Here is a 17,779-nt window from a genome sequence, read left to right on the forward strand (position 1 = left end):
TAAAATAAAGGAACAAGCCAACATCAGGAGCAAACCATGGATGCATTAATACAGTTTGTTGATACCGTTGGCCCTTTATCACTATCAAGCATTGCTAAATTACTCGCCGCCTTTATTTTAGGCGGCCTTATTGGCTTAGAGCGTGAATCAAAGGGTAAGCCTGTCGGTTTTAAAACCTGTGTCATTATTGCTGTTGCCAGTTGTCTATTAACTATTGTTTCCATTCAATCTGCTGAATATTATGCCAATATTTCCGATAATATTCGTAGTGACCCAATGAGATTAGCTGCGCAGATTATCAGTGGTGTCGGTTTTTTAGGTGCTGGAGTTATATTACATCGTCGTGATGATGCCATATCAGGATTAACAACGGCAGCCATTGTTTGGGCTTCTGCTGGTGTGGGTATCGCCTGCGGTGCTGGATTTTATTGGCATGCCATTATTGTTACTGTGCTCTTTTTTCTGGCTATTCAACTTAGCCCGCAAGTGGTGCTATTTCAGATGAAAAATCAGCGATTAGGAAAAATAAAAGTGCGGATGCTATTTACTCATGAAAGTGGAGTACCGCTATTAATTGAGTATTTAAACAGCCATAAAGATGTGATTGAAAATCTGACTATTCGAGATATTAAAAAAGAACGGGTAGAGGTGAATTTAAAACTTTTAGTTCGCCAAAAAATTACCTTACCTGAATTTTATTGCTCACTGAAACAGTTAGAACATGTTCACTCTGTTTCACTTGATCACTAATCTGCACCAATATATTAACTAAAAAACTACTCAATAAAAATGCCACCAATAATTTTATACTTAATTAATGGTGGCATTTTTTATTTATAAATTAATAAGCATCAAACCATAGCTGATTAAAATCATGGGTGATATTTGAAATTATTTCACTAGATAATGAACCTTGGCTAATAACAAACTTAGGTTGTTCAATTTTCCAAGAGGGTATTTCTGATGAGAAAATTGTATTTAGATTATTATTGCTAATATAGTCGTAAAAATTTTTTATATTTTCTGACGATGTATTTTTACTTAATCGCCCTAAGGTAAGGTGAATAATATTTTTATGTAGACAGCCATCAATAGGAATTTTTTTATAAACCATTTGGCGAAAAGATTCTAGTTCTGACGAGATAGCCGTTAATACCACACTACCATTTGATGTTAGCACCACATTGCTAAAAATAAGTTCAATGGTATTGTGCTGAGTAAATAGGTGAGCTATTTCCCTACACCATTGATATAGCATTACTTTATGACCAGCAAAATCTTGCTGTTTCTGATTAAAAATCGCGAGTAACGTAGAGTGAAACTCTGTATTTTTGGTAAATTCAATAAAGGGAAATAACCCCTCAAGCTGGCGACAATAAACATCAAGTTGCTGAACAATAGTGATAAAATCTTTATCTGCGGCTCTCTCGTTCACGGCGAGTTGCCCTGCATTTAAGCTAACATCAATTATCGCGCTATCATTACGCTGTTTTAGCCACTCTTCACCTGTTGCTAGTTTTCTACATGTTGTTTGTGTCAGAAATTCATAAGCCATAAATTTACCTTGTGTGCTAATTGAAAAATTAGTTATTTAATATGACTACAATCAAACTAAATTGTTATTTTTTAATATAATTTGTATCCTCATTGTTAGTATGGATTTATTTTTTTTACTCGTTATAATTCCTTCGTCATTTTAAGTAGTAGTTCATCACATTGAGTTCGCTTAAAGATACTCAGGTCTGTCTTGAATGATTGAAAAATGAAAACACACCTTTTATTGGACGTTTTAAAACGCCCGATAGGGATGCTATTTATCAATTAACCAGGAGACTCTGATGCAAATCAGTCGGAGATCGTTCTTTAAGATCTGTGCTGGCGGCATGGCTGGTACATCTGCGGCATTACTCGGCTTTTCGCCAGAAGTGGCGGCAAGCTCTCGTCAATATAAGTTATTACGCTCTGTAGAAACTCGCAATAACTGCACCTACTGTTCTGTCGGTTGTGGCATTTTAATGTATAGCTTAGGCGATGGTGCAAAAAACGTCGACAAAAGCATTTATCACATTGAAGGCGACCCAGACCATCCCGTTAGCCGTGGCTCTTTATGCCCTAAAGGTGCGGGTCTTGTAGACTATATTCACAGTGAAAACCGGTTAAAATACCCTGAATACCGCAAACCAGGCTCTGATAAATGGGAGCGTATTTCATGGAATGAAGCGATAGATAAAATCGCCCGTTTAATGAAAAAAGACCGTGATGAGAATTTCGTTACCCATAATGAAAAAGGGCAAGAAGTTAACCGCTGGCTAACAACAGGTATGTTATGTTCTTCTGCGGCAAGCAATGAAACCGGGATTTTAGATAATAAATTCTCACGTTCATTAGGCATGATTGCTATCGATTGTCAGGCAAGACTTTGTCATGCGCCAACCGTTGCCGCATTAGCACCAACCTTTGGTCGCGGTGCAATGACCAATAACTGGGTTGATATTAAAAATGCCAACGTCGTATTAATTATGGGTGGCAACCCTGCTGAAGCACACCCAGTAGGCTTTAAGTGGGTCATTGAGGCGAAGACCAAGAATAACGCTAAAGTTATCGTTGTCGATCCTCGTTTTAACCGTAGTGCAGCTGTTGCAGATTTATATTCCCCTATTCGTGCAGGTTCTGACACCGCTTTCTTATTGGGTGTTATTCACTATTTAATTGAAAACAATAAAATACAACATGAATATGTGAAGGCTTATACCAATGCCTCTTTAGTTATACGTGAAGATTTTAGCTTCGATGAAGGCCTTTTCAGCGGTTTTGATCAAGAGAATCAACGCTATGATAAAAGCTCATGGCACTATGAACTCGATGAAAATGGTCATGCCGTCAAAGATGAATCACTGCAACATCCTCGTTGTGTTTGGAATTTATTAAAACACCACGTATCACGTTATACCCCTGAAGTAGTGACCTCTTTATGCGGCACACCTCTAGACGATTTTCTCTATATCTGTGAAGCATTAGCATCAACAAGTGTTAAAAATAGAACGTCAACCATTCTCTATGCATTAGGTTGGACTCACCATACTGGTGGTGCTCAAACCATTCGTGCCGCAGGTATGATCCAACTCTTATTAGGTAATGTGGGTATGCCGGGTGGTGGCGTTAACGCACTGCGTGGTCACTCAAATATTCAAGGCTATAGTGACCTAGGATTATTATCATTAAATCTTCCCGGATATATGCCTTTACCGAATGAAAAACAGACTTCATTAGAGACTTATTTATCTCAAGTTACCCCTAAAACGGTTGTTGCGGACCAAGTTAACTACTGGAAAAGAACTCCTGATTTTTTTATTAGCTTATTAAAAAGTTTCTGGGGTGAACACGCGACAGAAAGTAATCAGTGGGGTTATCACTGGTTACCTAAATGGGATAAAAGCTACGATATCATGGCGCAAACGCAAATGATGATCGATGGCAAAATGAATGGTTATATCGTTCAAGGTTTTAACCCATTAGCTGCCTTTGCTGATAAAAACAAATGCAGCGCCGCATTAGCCAAACTGAAATATATGGTCGTTATTGATCCCCTCGTGACAGAATCTTCTAACTTCTGGCAAAACCACGGTGAGATGAACGATGTCACTTCTGCAGATATTCAGACAGAGATATTCCGTTTACCTTCATCTTGTTTTGCTGAAGAAAATGGTTCCATCGCTAACTCTGGTCGTTGGTTACAATGGCACTGGGCAGGCGCTAAACCACCGGCGCAAGCATGGCATGACGGTAAAATTTTAGGGCATTTATTAATGCGCTTACGCGAGCTATATCGTGAAGAAGGCGGTGTTTGCCCAGAACCGGTGATGAATCTCTCTTGGGATTATGTTGACCCTTATGATCCTCAACCAGAAGAAGTGGCACGAGAAGCAAATGGTCAAGCAACTCGAGATATTTACGATGATGCAGGTAAGTTATTGTTCAAGAAAGGACAACAACTTGATGGTTTCCATCAACTTAAATCAGATGGTTCAACCGCAAGCTTCTGTTGGGTCTATTCTGGCTGCTGGACTGAGAAAGGCAACCAAATGGCTAACCGTGACAACGCGGATCCATCAGGCCTAGGTTGTACACCGGGTTGGGCTTTTGCATGGCCACAAAACCGCCGGGTGCTATATAACCGCGCGTCTGTCGATCCTCAAGGCAAACCTTGGGATGAAAAACGCCAGCTTATCAAATGGAACGGCTCTCAATGGGTTGGTCCTGATGTACCTGACTATAGTAATGCCGCGCCAAATAGCGGTGTTGGTCCATTTATTATGCAACCTGAAGGTATGGGGCGTTTATTTGCGGTTGATAAAATGGCAGATGGTCCCTTCCCTGAATTCTACGAGCCGTTTGAATCACCGGTTGAACATAATATTTTACACCCTGAGGTTTCACGTAACCCAGTAGCACGTTTATTTAGCTACGATGCTGACCATTTAGGCAAAGCAGACGAATTCCCCTTTGTGGCAACGACCTATTCAATTACTGAACTGTTCCGTCATTGGACTAAGCATTCATTAATCAATGCGATAGCACAGCCTGATCAGTTTATCGAAATTGGTGAACAACTGGCATTGCGTAAAGGTATTGAAGCAGGTGATGAAGTCAAAGTGAGTGCAAAACGTGGCTATATCAAAGCCAAAGCAGTGGTCACTAAACGTATTAGACCACTGACGATTAATGGCAAAGTAGTTGATACTATTGGCATTCCTTGTCACTGGGGCTTTGAAGGTGCAACACGTAAAGGTTTCCTTGCGAATACATTAACGCCGTCTGTTGGTGATGCGAACTCGTTCACACCAGAATATAAGGCGTTTTTAGTTAACATCGAAAAGGCATAAGGGGAAACTGATGTCATTGCAATCTCAAGATATTATTCGTCGTTCTGCAACCAATTCCCTCACGCCTGCACCACAGGTACGTGACTTTAAGGAAGAAGTAGCAAAACTTATCGACGTAACAACTTGTATCGGCTGTAAAGCGTGTCAGGTTGCCTGTTCTGAATGGAACGATATTCGCGATAAAGTGGGTCTTAACGTCGGTGTTTATGATAATCCGATGGATTTAACGGCTAAATCATGGACAGTAATGCGTTTCTCAGAAGTTGAAGAGAACGGCAAACTGGAGTGGTTAATCCGTAAAGATGGTTGTATGCACTGTGCTGATCCGGGCTGTTTAAAGGCTTGCCCATCGGAAGGTGCAATTGTTCAATACGCTAACGGTATTGTCGATTTTCAATCTGAACACTGTATCGGTTGTGGTTATTGTATTGCGGGCTGTCCTTTTGATGTGCCTCGCATTAACGAAGAAGATAACCGCGCTTATAAATGTACTCTGTGTGTTGATCGTGTTGAAGTCGGTCAAGAGCCAGCATGCGTAAAAACCTGTCCTACGGGGGCGATTCATTTTGGTTCTAAAGAATCAATGATCAATCTGGCAAATGAACGTGTTGCAGAACTCAACACTCGTGGTTATGACAAAGCGGGTTTATACGATCCACAAGGTGTTGGTGGTACGCACGTTATGTACGTACTTCATCATGCCGATAGACCAAATCTGTATCACGGTTTACCCGATAACCCAGAAATTAGCCCAACGGTTAAATTCTGGAAAGGCATTTGGAAACCACTGGCTGCGGTTGGTTTTGCGGCAACCTTTGCTGGTGCAATCTTCCACTACTTAGGTATTGGTCCAAACCACACAACAGAAGAAGACGAAGAAGAAGCGCTGAAAGAGATGGAAGCATCTTCTAAAACATCAAGCTCTGCAAATAAAGAGGAGCAAAAATAATGAAGAAAAAAAGCGATAAAATTCTTCGCCATACCGCGTCAGAGCGTATTAACCACTGGGTAGTGGCTATATTTTTTATTTTTACCACCTTTAGTGGATTAGGTTTTTTCTTTCCCTCACTAAACTGGTTTATGAATATTTTAGGTACACCACAACTATCACGCTTGCTGCACCCTTTTGTCGGACTTGCGATGGTGTTCTTCTTTATCTTTATGTTCTTCAGATACTTGAAGCACAACTTTGTTGATAAAGATGACTTAGTGTGGGCTAAAAACATTCATAAAGTGCTGCAAAATGAAGAAGCTGGTGATATTGGGCACTATAACCTTGGTCAAAAAGGAATTTACTGGACATTAAGTATCAGCCTTATTGTACTGACTATCAGTGGCATTATTATCTGGCGTCCCTATTTCGCTGATTATTTCTCTATTCCGGTTATTCGTATTGCGCTGTTAGCTCACTCAATTTCAGCAATCTTACTGATAATTACGGTTTTCGTTCATGCTTATGCCGCATTTTGGGTTAAAGGTTCGATTCGTAGCATGATTGAAGGTTGGGTAACACGGGGTTGGGCTAAAAAGCATCACCCACGTTGGTATCGTGAGATTTTAGAAGAAGAAAAAAAAGCCGCAGAAAATAAACCAACACAAAAATAATAAACTGCTTAATTACTATGTGAGAAAAAAATGGAGGCACAACGCCTCCATTTCTCTGCCATAAAGACATATAACGCTTAATGTGCGGCTGTTTTTGCTTGCTCAACTAAGTTAATTAGGCGACTACGCATAGTGTGATAGCATTGAGAAACTTGGCTTTCAGCCCATTTCTGGTCATCTATTTTTATCACTTTAGCGGCACAATATTTTGTTTCTGGCGTCTTTGAAACCGGATCAAGATTATCTTGTGTCAACTCATTACAAGCACCAATCCACCATTGGTAAGTCATATAAATGGCTTGCTCATTAATGGTTTCATTGACATTACAGCGAGACATCACTTTTCCACGGCGTGATTCAACCCAAACAATTTCTTGGTCACGGATCCCAGCTTTTTTCGCTACAGCTGGATGCATTTGTACATAACCAGGTTCATCCGCTAATGAAGCCAATGCCTTGCAGTTGCCCGTCATTGAACGGCAAGAGTAGTGCCCGACTTCACGCACAGTTGATAAAATCATTGGGTAATCGGCATCAGGTAATTCAGCAGGTGGACGCCATTGTGTCGCGAAGAGCTTCCCTTTTCCTGATGGTGTAGTGAAATGATTACCTGAATATAAATAAGGTGTACCCTTATCTTCGATATCAGTACAAGGCCATTGAATATGCGCTAAACCAGCAAGTTTTTCATAAGTGACACCATAAAACAGTGGGCATAGTTCTCTGACTTCATTCCAAATCTCTTCGTTATCAGCATAAGACATTGGATAGCCCATCTCTGTGGCTAACAAGCTGATAATTTCCCAGTCACGTTTTACATTGCCTCTTGCTTCAACCGCTTTTTCAAAGCGTTGAAAACCTCTATCAGCACAAGTAAAGATACCCGCGTGCTCACCCCAACTAGTAGAAGGTAGGATCACATCAGCTTGTTCTGCGGTTTTGGTCATAAAAATATCTTGTACCACCACAAAATCGAGTGCTTCAAAGCCTTTTCTAACCAACCCTAAATCTGCTTCGGTTTGGAGAGGATCTTCCCCCATAATATAATAAGCTTTCACTTTGCCTTCTATGGCTAAATGAGGTACTTCAGTGATGCGATATCCCACTTCTGGGTCAAGTTTTTCAACGGGAATATTCCACGCTTGAGCAAATTTCTTACGCGCGCCTTCATCGGTGACATATTGATAACCCGGAAACATATTCGGTAAAACACCCATATCACAAGCCCCTTGGACATTGTTTTGTCCACGAACGGGGGCAACACCTACATGCGGTTTGCCTAAATTTCCGGTTAATAATGCAAGCCCCGATAAACCTTTTACAACGTCAACAGCCTGACCAAATTGTGTAACACCCATCCCCCACATAATGGTTGCGGTTTTAGCATTTGCATAAGTGCGCATCGCTTTACGAATTTCTATCGCAGGAATGCCGACAATATCTTGAACAGCTTCTGGGCTATAATTTTCTAATTGCTTTTTATACTCATCAAAATCTTCGGTATAACGGCTAACATAATCTTTATCATAAAGATTTTCTTCAATTAGCGTATAAGCGAACGCATTAACTAACGCCATATTAGTACCGTTTTTTAATGGTAAATATTGGTTAGCGATTTTAGCGGTTTCTATTTTACGCGGATCACACACAATAATTTTGGCACCCTTTTGTTTCGCTTTAACCACTCGACGCGCCACAATAGGGTGAGAATCAGCGCAGTTATAACCAAAGACTAATAAACAATCAGAATCTTCAATATCGGCAATCGAGTTGCTCATTGCACCATTGCCTAATGTTTCTTGTAAGCCCGCAACAGAAGGACCATGGCAAACTCGCGCACAGCAATCGACATTATTATTGCCTAAGACAGCTCGTACAAATTTCTGCATAACAAAGTTGGTTTCATTCCCTGTACCACGAGAAGAACCTGTACACATTATCGATTTTGCACCGTACTTATCTTTTATTTCTTGCAGTTTTTGAGCGGTGAAACTAATAGCTTCATTCCAACTCACTATTTCAAAATCACCTCCCTTTTGTCGGCGGATCATGGGTTCATGAATTCTGGCTGTCAGCAATTTATTGTCATTTAAAAAATCCCAACCATAGAGCCCTTTTAAACAAAGTTCGCCCTGATTGGTGACACCATTGGCACCTTCAGCTTTAATTATTCTACCATTTTCGACACAGAGATTGATTTTGCAGCCAGCGCCACAATAAGGACAGACGGAGTTGATTTTGTTCATGTGATATCCTTTCCCCTAACTAGGGAGTAAAAGAGTCATAAAGAACTTTCAATTAAGCACAAATTATGCCAATAAATATTTTAATAATAATCAATGAAATAGCGATATTCCTAGTAAAGAATATATTCACTTCGACATTTTTGACGAAAAAAAATAGCCACCTTTTATTAGGTGGCTTAACGTAAAACATCATCAACAAACATTAATTCTTAATAATAAAAACTAATCAAATTGCAAGATAAACTCCGCAGAAGCTGATGCATTACCCGCAGATATTTGATCTTTATAACGATAATAACGTGCTTTTAATTCAATAGATGATGGGCCATATTCTAAATCGCCCAAAGATGTCCATTCATTAGTTGATATTAATTCGTTATCACCAAGAAATTGACCACTTAATACAAAACCAATTCCTGATGCATTATTTTTAATTCCTTCATCATCTATTTTTATCAGGCTATTTCGACCATTAATATTTTCACTATTGGTATTTATTTTTATCTTAGCTGACATTTTACCCGTGCAATTAACATTGATTCTATCTGTTGCAAAAACATTATCTGATGGAAAACCGATTTGAGTAAATTTAGATGTCGAAATACGCGGTAAAATCATGGTTAAATTATCGCTTCCTGCTTCAATACTGCAACTTACAGGACCTTCAACAATAGAAAGATCACTAGGTGCTAATGCATATTCCAACACAAATCGATTTTCATAAGGAGTAAAACGAACTTCGGCTACTGTTAATCGTTTTCTTGATGAAAATGAGTCTGGGTTATCTTTAGCTGCATAAACAATAAGTGATGCAGGACGTATTCTGTAAGTTGAGTCAACGATGGGTAAGGTGATCGTCGAACCTTGTGGATATGTTTGATCGGTGGCATTATCAATAAAAACATAAGCATAATTTTTATTAGAATCAGGTAAATAATACGCTTGTCGCCCCTCTAAAAGCTCAGGATAAGGCTCAATACCATAACGTGGGATCATCCCATGAACAACTGAATCACTGTAACAGTGGTAGTCTTCCATTTCGGTATTATTTATCCCAAATGGAATAACTAATAAGCGATCATTTTTTTTAACGTTAGGTCCAATATTGAGATAATTTTTTGTACCTGAAAAGTTTGTAACCCCCCCCACTCTATTAGAATCCGCTTCACAATTTCTAGAGAATGACGCATTACTATAGAGAACTAAAGTTAAAGCTAACATCATCAGTAATCGATTTTTATAGTGTGTTATTTTTAACATAATCTACTCACAAGAAAGATTAAGAATATAGATCCCATTAATAGGAGTCGTATCATCTAAATTAAATGTAGTATTACAATTGCTCATATTGTCATCTTTAACCCAGTTAATATTAATTGTACCGGTTTTATCTGATGACTGAATATAGAGACTATTATTTAATGAAACATGTCCCGTATATTCACCAATACGTGCAGTTGCACCATTAGGTATTTCATTTTTCTTATTTAAATTAATATAAAGTTTATAGCCTACTTTATTCTCAAAGTTAGCTAAAATTAAAGCACCTTTAGTTGGAACGATATTGCTAATAATTTTATTTTCAATTTCAATATTATCTGGAATTGTCGCACTATTAAGTTCAATACTATTATCTCTATAATCCGATAACCCTGGGGAAATTAATAACCCAAAAGAGTTGGTTTCTCCGGAAAGGTTATTTCTGACTTTAACCCCTTCGCCATTATCTACTCTTACTAATACATTAGATTGCTGTAATGGCGCACCAGCAACAACACCATATTCAGAGACAATTAATGAACCAGATGCACCATAGTTGGTATAGTTTGAGTCTTTAGTATAAGAATAACTGGCATTTACATTGCCATAACTAGAGCGATAAGCACCACCAACGCCACCAGAGTATAAACTGTTTATACTGTTGTAACCCTGATAAGCATTCCATGACATCTGAGATGTTTCACCATTCACACCACCAATTTGAACAGTATTGACCGTTTCATGACTTCTATTAATAGAGCTCCCATAGCTTATCCAATAGTTATTATCGTTAATGTTAAATGGAATACTTAAGTTCATACTAAAAACATAATCATTTTTATTTTCTTTATTACTATCTTTTATATAGTTGAAATTAAAGTTTGTATTTACACGCTTAAATGAATTTATATACCCAGCAATATAAGAACTAACACTACCATTACGATATTGATACTTTGTCATTGCTAGTGAGGCTTGACCAAAATCAGTTCCTAAGTTTTGCATAACTGAAACTGTAAATTCATTTTTTAATTTATTGGCACTATCGTATTTATTATAATTAATAAAATCATTAAAGGAGTAAAAATCACTGTCGAAGTGTTTATAACCAACAACAGATAAATTAGTCCCTGATTCAACAAGGTCTTTGGTATAAACAAGTTTAATTGCATTGCCATGACTGGTTTTATTATCATCCAACTTGGCATTCGAATAGATAATATTACCTGAAAAAGCACCAAATGCGCCCATATTAATACCATTACCCACAGAAACAGATTGATATTTATCGGTAATCTGAACACCGCTGAGTATGGTTAATCTATCTGTAAGCCCATAGATCATCTCTAAGGTTGTTACTATCGGCTTGGCATTTCCTTGACCGTTATATTGCCCTGATGAAAGATTGTATTTCATCATTCCTTTACGTAATAAAACATTATTCATAGTATAAGGAATATAAAAGCTTTTCTCTGTACCGTCGGTTTCCTTTACTGTGACATATAAATTACCTGATGAACTTGGTGGCGAATAATCAGTAATGGAAAAAGGTCCAGCAGGGACAGATTTACTGTAAATAATAACGTCATTCTGCTTAATAGTAACTATCGCCTCACTATTGGCTATGCCGCTAATAGCAGGAGCATAACGTGTATAGTTTTGCGGTAACATCTGAGTTGATGAGTACAGATTCGTACCAATAATTTTAGTCGCATCAAAAATTAAAGATTGTGTATAAATTTCACCTAACGCGATTTCACTATTTAATGCTCTTATCGCTCGGCTAACATAAGTGTTAACCGTGTTCCATTTGTTTTTATCTTTTGAATGATAATAAGTAATGTAGCTTTTTAATCGCCAAGCGCCAAAATTTAATTGTGGTTGCAAATTAGCATAATAAGTATTAGAGCTACTTTCTGAGTTGAAATTATTAAATCCTGATACATTATAATTAAGTAAAAAAGCACTAATACCATCAGACCAATATTTTTTTCTTAAATCATTATGTTTTTCTTCTGAAATATATTGCAACGGAATAGATAGAAATAAATTTTTCTTGTTAAAATCAAAATTTTCAGCTGCATATTCAAAGCTATTAATATCAATACACGACTTAGTTTCTATTACTGTTTTAGGCACTAAAACACCATAGCTTTCCATTGTTTCTATTGATAAGCAAGGTCTTAGCGTTAGCTGCTTTTGCTTATTTTCCTGCAGAGTAAACGCGGTTATCTCTTGCCCTATTTTTTTATTATTAATATAAATATTAACTAAATAGCTTCCCGGAGGAACATCGCTATGTTCCAGTACAGAAATATCTTCATTAAAATGAATGACTTTGCCGTTAGCCTTAATATCTAATAATGATGGTGGAAAATATTCATCAGCGCCAGCTAAGCAAGAAGCACCGAAAGCTAATATAAACCCTGCTATCGTTTTTATTTTCATTTTATTTAATTTATTTAGTTAAATTTATTATTTAGTTGAATTGATGATTCAATACCTTACCAAGATCGTTAATATAATTAATACTAAACGACTTATTTAAATGTGCAGATACTTTTATTTCTGAGAATGGCTCAATATAACTCGGTGTTTCTATTTTCTTATCTCCATCAAGTGCACCGGAAAGGTTAATATAGACACCCGTTGGATTATAAATAGAAACAAATCCATTATTTGTTTTAACAGTTAACTGTTCTACTGCTTTTTCTGGGATCAGATCTTTAAGAACAGTAGGTCTATAAATCAATTTGATTTTATTGATGATCGTATAACGCAATACATTTTCATCATTTTTATTTCCGGGTGCAATAAACTTAACATTAACCCAATATAAAGATTCTTGGTTATCAGGCAGTGATATTATCTTTGTTATATCTAATGTATTTTTATTTAGTGCCTGAACTTTTAATACTGGTGGCGTGACAATAAAGTCGTCACTAAGATTATTATCTTTATCAACAATCCAAGATTGAATCAGATAATTCAATTCTTTATTGTTGTTAAATGCAACCAGCGAACCTGATTTATCATTCTCATTATAGATTAATCTTGTTGTTTCTAATCCAACACTCGCATTAGCTAATGTTATATTAAATAATGTAAATATTAATATGAATGTTAATTTGAATGAATGGAATTTAATTTTTTTTACCATAATCATTTACTCTTAGAATAGAGAGGTCATAAGGGATATAACCTCTCTTATTTTTTAGTTATATTGAATTGTATAATCCATTTCAGAATTACCATCACCGGCGGTGACTTTATCTTGAGTTGCAACATATTTAGCAACTAAGTTGACATGGAGATCAGGCGTTTGGTTCTCTTCATCGCCAATGTTATAAGTTAGTGTTTTGGTGCCATCAATAGTAAGTGGATTGGTTAAATCATTCGCTTTATATAAATGAATACCTACACCATCAGCACTGCTATCACCCAGTAATGATAAAATCTCACTATTGTTCGCTTCTGGTTTACCACTAAATTTAACGCTTAACGTACCTTTATCTGGGCAATTAATTAGAGAGATCTTAATTTGACCTTTTCCACCCGAACCACCTACTTCACTATCAGTACCGCTAAATTCACTTGTTGAGTAGCGTCCCATTTCGATAATTGCGCTATTAGGACCTTGTCCATTGATATCAACCTCACATGTCGCTGAGTAGATATAACCTTGGAATAATACTTTGCCGCTAGTATCTAATGCTAATGCTGAAAAAGAGCTCGCAAGAAGCCCCGCAATACATAATTTAGAGACAATTTTTTTTGAAACTGACATTTATAATATCCTCAATATTTTTATATTATGAATAACTAGAAAGATTAATGAGCACTTATGAAGTGATGAGAAAACTCTATAGCAATAAGTAACTGTACTCAAAATAGGAAATGCAAGAGGATGTGAATAGATGAGAAAGTGGATTATCAAAAATTAAATATCAGATTAATTTATATAGTCCTTACAATTCTCTATTGTAAAAAAAGTGTAAAATATCAAAAAAAGCATATTAATAGTGATTTATAAAAATAAAACGGCATAAAAAAAACAACAAGAAGATAGAGTCAATGACTTTACTTCCTTTCTTTTCACATTATCTTCTAAAAAAAGCAATAACCCATTTATTTATAATAAAATCAAAGCATTAAAAAATGATTTATAAATTAAACAATCGTTTATATAAAAATAGAACCATCAAAAGAAGCTAAATGAAAAAATATAACTGACTGTTTTATATTGATTTCATTTAACTCGTCAGATAATGATGCATACAAATATATTTTCACTTGAAAAGTACCTATAAAAAGAATAGTAATGTTAAAAAACCATTATGCACAAAAGTTAAAACGCAGATTATTAATCTGTTAATTTTACTTAATATAGATTTTAGCTAAAAATAAACACCGTGAATAATGATTATAAAAGTCATAAAGTTTTACAAAAAGTAATATTTATCTTAATTAAAACTAATCTAAAAAAGAATCATTAAATCATATTCAATAGAATTATTTATAACTAAAAAACTCAACCAAGTATTCTCTCCATCGTATTTTAAATATTGCCTCGTCCTTAATAAAACACACCTAGCTTTTAATACCCATTTTTATTGAAATGATGGTAGCTGCGAGAAAAACAAAATACGCTAATTGCTAACAATTTTAAAAATAGGACTTTCTTTAATTTATTTTTGTGATATAAAAAAAGGGTCTCATTAGCAGTGGCATCCACAAAAACCCTGCTTTTAACCAAATTCATATCAATAAAGAGCAAAAGTATGAAAGCACGTATCAACAATTTACGACTACTAAGCTTAAACCTACTACTTCGTTAGGTGGCAAAGCTTATTCATCTTTTGCAAAAGCCACCAGTAAGGTGGCTTTTTTATTTGTAACCTACTGGTGGAACTGATTTTTTAGGGGAGTTCTATGATGTTTAGTTTCACCACAAGGATTATGAATTACCACGCATTACCAACAATCTATTGTTTGGCAATAACCTCCACTATTAACATTATTAAATCGGAGGAAAAATGAGCCAACAATGGACATCTCGATTTGGGCATATTTTAGCAGCCGCAGGCTCTGCGATTGGTATTGGTGCTATCTGGAAGTTTTCTTATGTTGCCGCAAATAATGGCGGTGGCGCTTTTCTCGTCGTATTCTTATTATTTAGTTTTATTATCGGACTTGCCGTATTACTTGCCGAAAATATTTTGGGGAGCAGCACTCAAGCCGAAGCTGTTAATGCTTTTAAAAAGATGATGGGTCGTAATTGGGCGGTTATTGGGGTTATTGGTGTTTTCAGTTCATGGTGCATTTATAGTTTTTATAGTGTTGTCGGTGGCTGGACGATTGGTTATACCGTCATGGCAGCAACCGGTGAATTAAATATCACTGATAGCACTGAATTAACTGGCATTTTCACCCGTTTTATTAGTAATCCATTATGGCCGATTCTGGCTCATCTTACTTTTGCTGGATTAACCTGTTTTGTCGTATTAGCTGGTGTGCAACGTGGATTAGAAAAAGCTGTAAAAATCATGATGCCAATGCTGTTTATCATTATGATTTTACTGATTATTGTCGGCATTAGCTTACCGGGTTCCTCTGAAGGTTTAAAATTATTTTTATATCCTGATTTTAGCAAATTAACTCCTCAAGGCGTATTAGATGCATTGGGATTAGCATTCTTCTCTTTATCTATCGGGTTAGGTATTCACATCACTTATAGCGCCTATTTAGCAGACAATAAAGGCATTGCCAACTCAAGTATGTGGGTTGTTATCCTCTCTTGTTTAGTATGTGTATTAGCTGGCTTGATGATTTTCCCTGCGTTATCTGCGGCTGGTTTAGAGCCTAATGCGGGTCCTGGTTTAACCTTTATGACAATGCCGGTTTATTTTGCTCACTTACCCGGTGGCAATATTTTAGCGGTAACCTTTTTTGTCTTGTTATTAATGGCAGCATTAACCTCCGCTATTTCATTACTTGAGCATATTGTTGCTTATGTCCAAATGCGTTTTCAGTGGACTCGCCGTAGAGCTGGATTAGTTGTTACCGCCTCTATTATGTTGATGGGTATTCCCGTTTCATTATCTTTTGGTCCTATGAGCGATGTAACATTAGGCGGTAAAACGATATTTGATTTATTGGATTATCTGACCTCAAATATTCTGATGCCGCTGTTTGGTATCGCAATGTGTCTGATTTTTGGCTGGTCACGCCGTGCAAATGCATTGATCCCTGAAAATATCTCAGGATTAAAACGCCAGTGCTTATTGCTGGTATGGCGTTATATCGGTCCATTATGTATTGGTGTTATTTTAGTACATGGTCTGATTGGTTAATCATCAATTATCTGCAACACAAGCTGATTAAACAAAAAAGAGAGGGTCATTTAGCCCTCTCTTTAATAATTACAGCAATGATAATAAGACTTATTTTATTTTGGATACTCTATATCACTTTTATTATCCCACTAATCCCATTGCTTGAGGCAAGAACATTGAAATTGCAGGAATATATGTCACTAATAACAGCACGAGAACGATAACAGCAAAAAACGGTAATAACGGTCTAATCACACCTTCAATCTTAATTTCACCTATCTTACAACCTGTAAATAAAATAGGACCAACAGGTGGCGTTATCGTACCTAATGAAAGGTTAAAAACCATCATGATACCGAACTGAACAGGGTCCATGCCAAATTGTGCGCAAATCGGTAGAAAAATCGGGGTGAAGATTAATACGGCGGGTGTTGGGTCCATAAAAGTTCCCACCAACAGTAACACTAAATTCATAATAAGTAAGATGACTAAAAAGCTGTCGGTAAAAGAGAGCAAACCTGATGCAATAATCGCAGGTATTTTAGTGAATGCCATTACCCAAGACATAATCGATGATGTGGCTAACATCAGAATAACAATGGCGGTCATTTTCGCTGTAGATAAGAAAATGGTAGGCAGATGGTTTATTTTGATATTTTTATAGCACATCCCTAAGATCATGGAATATACAACAGCAATTGCAGATGCTTCTGTCGCCGTAAATATCCCACCTAAAATACCGCCAATAACAACCACAATCATCATTAAACTCGGTACAGCATCAAGAATAAGTTTAAATGCTTGCCCTTTCATTGTGCGTTTTTCAGCAACATAACCGCGACGTTTAGCAATAAAACCTGCCACTAACATCACACCAAGCCCCCACAGAATACCGGGAATATATCCCCCCATAAACAGTGCGGTAATCGATACACTCCCTGCGACTGTGGCATAAACGATAAGTGTATTACTCGGTGGAATTAGCATACCTGTCGGTGCGGAAGCGATATTAACTGCGGCACTAAAGGCAGGATCATAATTTTCTTTCTTTTGGATTGGAGACATAATGCCACCAATCGCAGCGGCAGAAGCAACACCAGAGCCACTGATTGATCCAAATAGCATATTGGCGACAACGTTAGTTTGTGCCAAAGGTCCTGGTAAAAAATTACTCACTAACTTAGCACAGTTAATTAAACGAATAGCGATACCACCGTTATTCATTAAATTCCCCGCCAAAATAAAGAAGGGGATCGCTAAAAGTGCAAAAGAGTCTAGCCCAACAAAAACGCGTTGCGCAGAGGTAAGAATTGCACCGTCAAAAGGCAATATCATTGCCATGGCGAAAAAAGATGACAACCCAATACTGACGCTAATTGGTGTCCCAATAAATAACAGAAGAAATGCACCGATAAACATGACTAGGGCAACAACAATTGCAATATCCATG

12 protein-coding genes are annotated in these 17,779 nt (G+C 36.9%); 5 read left to right on the top strand and 7 right to left on the bottom strand.

Annotated features, from left to right (window positions below; all coding sequences use genetic code 11):
- The first annotated feature begins 36 nt into the window (after window positions 1-36).
- Complete coding sequence (locus ABN099_RS14330; RefSeq protein ID WP_349464555.1) at window positions 37-750, top strand: MgtC/SapB family protein; 714 nt, start codon at window positions 37-39, stop codon at window positions 748-750.
- A 91-nt stretch (window positions 751-841) separates the two neighbouring features.
- Here ABN099_RS14330 and ABN099_RS14335 read toward each other — a convergent pair whose 3' ends face one another.
- Window positions 842-1,555 (bottom strand): hypothetical protein, encoded by a 714-nt coding sequence (locus ABN099_RS14335; RefSeq protein WP_349464556.1) that lies wholly within the window; start codon window positions 1,553-1,555, stop codon window positions 842-844.
- Between the two features lie 283 nt (window positions 1,556-1,838).
- Here ABN099_RS14335 and fdnG point away from each other — a divergent pair, with 283 nt between their 5' ends.
- Genes fdnG through fdoI form a run of 3 tightly spaced genes read left to right on the top strand, consistent with a single transcriptional unit; the run spans window position 1,839 to window position 6,488 of the window.
- On the top strand, window positions 1,839-4,883 hold the full coding sequence (gene fdnG / locus ABN099_RS14340; RefSeq protein WP_349464558.1) for a formate dehydrogenase-N subunit alpha: 3,045 nt from the start codon (window positions 1,839-1,841) through the stop codon (window positions 4,881-4,883).
- Window positions 4,884-4,893: 10 nt separating this feature from the next.
- Window positions 4,894-5,832, top strand: a complete 939-nt coding sequence (gene fdxH / locus ABN099_RS14345; protein WP_349464559.1) for a formate dehydrogenase subunit beta — start codon at window positions 4,894-4,896, stop codon at window positions 5,830-5,832.
- Window positions 5,829-6,488 (top strand): formate dehydrogenase cytochrome b556 subunit, encoded by a 660-nt coding sequence (fdoI, locus tag ABN099_RS14350; protein ID WP_349464596.1) that lies wholly within the window; start codon window positions 5,829-5,831, stop codon window positions 6,486-6,488. Before fdxH ends, fdoI begins: the two co-directional genes overlap by 4 nt.
- A 77-nt stretch (window positions 6,489-6,565) precedes the next feature.
- On the opposite strand, the gene fdhF is transcribed toward fdoI, so the two are convergent.
- The 5 genes from fdhF to ABN099_RS14375 all read right to left on the bottom strand — a co-directional run bounded on the left by fdhF (window position 6,566) and on the right by ABN099_RS14375 (window position 13,781).
- Complete coding sequence (fdhF, locus tag ABN099_RS14355) at window positions 6,566-8,734, bottom strand: formate dehydrogenase subunit alpha (protein ID WP_349464560.1); 2,169 nt, start codon at window positions 8,732-8,734, stop codon at window positions 6,566-6,568.
- Window positions 8,735-8,956: 222 nt separating this feature from the next.
- Window positions 8,957-9,994, bottom strand: coding sequence for a fimbrial protein (locus ABN099_RS14360; RefSeq protein ID WP_349464561.1), 1,038 nt, complete (start codon window positions 9,992-9,994; stop codon window positions 8,957-8,959).
- 3 nt (window positions 9,995-9,997) lie between these two features.
- Window positions 9,998-12,442, bottom strand: coding sequence for a fimbria/pilus outer membrane usher protein (locus ABN099_RS14365; protein ID WP_349464562.1), 2,445 nt, complete (start codon window positions 12,440-12,442; stop codon window positions 9,998-10,000).
- A 31-nt stretch (window positions 12,443-12,473) separates the two neighbouring features.
- Entirely contained in the window at window positions 12,474-13,154 is a 681-nt protein-coding gene (locus ABN099_RS14370; RefSeq protein ID WP_349464563.1) for a fimbrial biogenesis chaperone, read from the bottom strand.
- 54 nt (window positions 13,155-13,208) lie between these two features.
- Entirely contained in the window at window positions 13,209-13,781 is a 573-nt protein-coding gene (locus ABN099_RS14375) for a fimbrial protein (RefSeq protein WP_349464565.1), read from the bottom strand.
- Between the two features lie 1,249 nt (window positions 13,782-15,030).
- Between ABN099_RS14375 and ABN099_RS14380 the strand changes: the two genes are divergently transcribed.
- Window positions 15,031-16,347 carry a sodium-dependent transporter gene (locus tag ABN099_RS14380; RefSeq protein WP_349464566.1) on the top strand — a complete coding sequence of 439 codons (1,317 nt, stop codon included), beginning with the start codon at window positions 15,031-15,033 and terminating at the stop codon, window positions 16,345-16,347.
- 123 nt (window positions 16,348-16,470) lie between these two features.
- Here ABN099_RS14380 and ABN099_RS14385 read toward each other — a convergent pair whose 3' ends face one another.
- On the bottom strand, window positions 16,471-17,778 hold the full coding sequence (locus ABN099_RS14385; protein WP_349464567.1) for a TRAP transporter large permease: 1,308 nt from the start codon (window positions 17,776-17,778) through the stop codon (window positions 16,471-16,473).
- Window position 17,779 lies beyond the last annotated feature (1 nt).

The organism is Proteus hauseri, assembly GCF_040139125.1.
GTDB lineage: Bacteria > Pseudomonadota > Gammaproteobacteria > Enterobacterales > Enterobacteriaceae > Proteus > Proteus hauseri_B.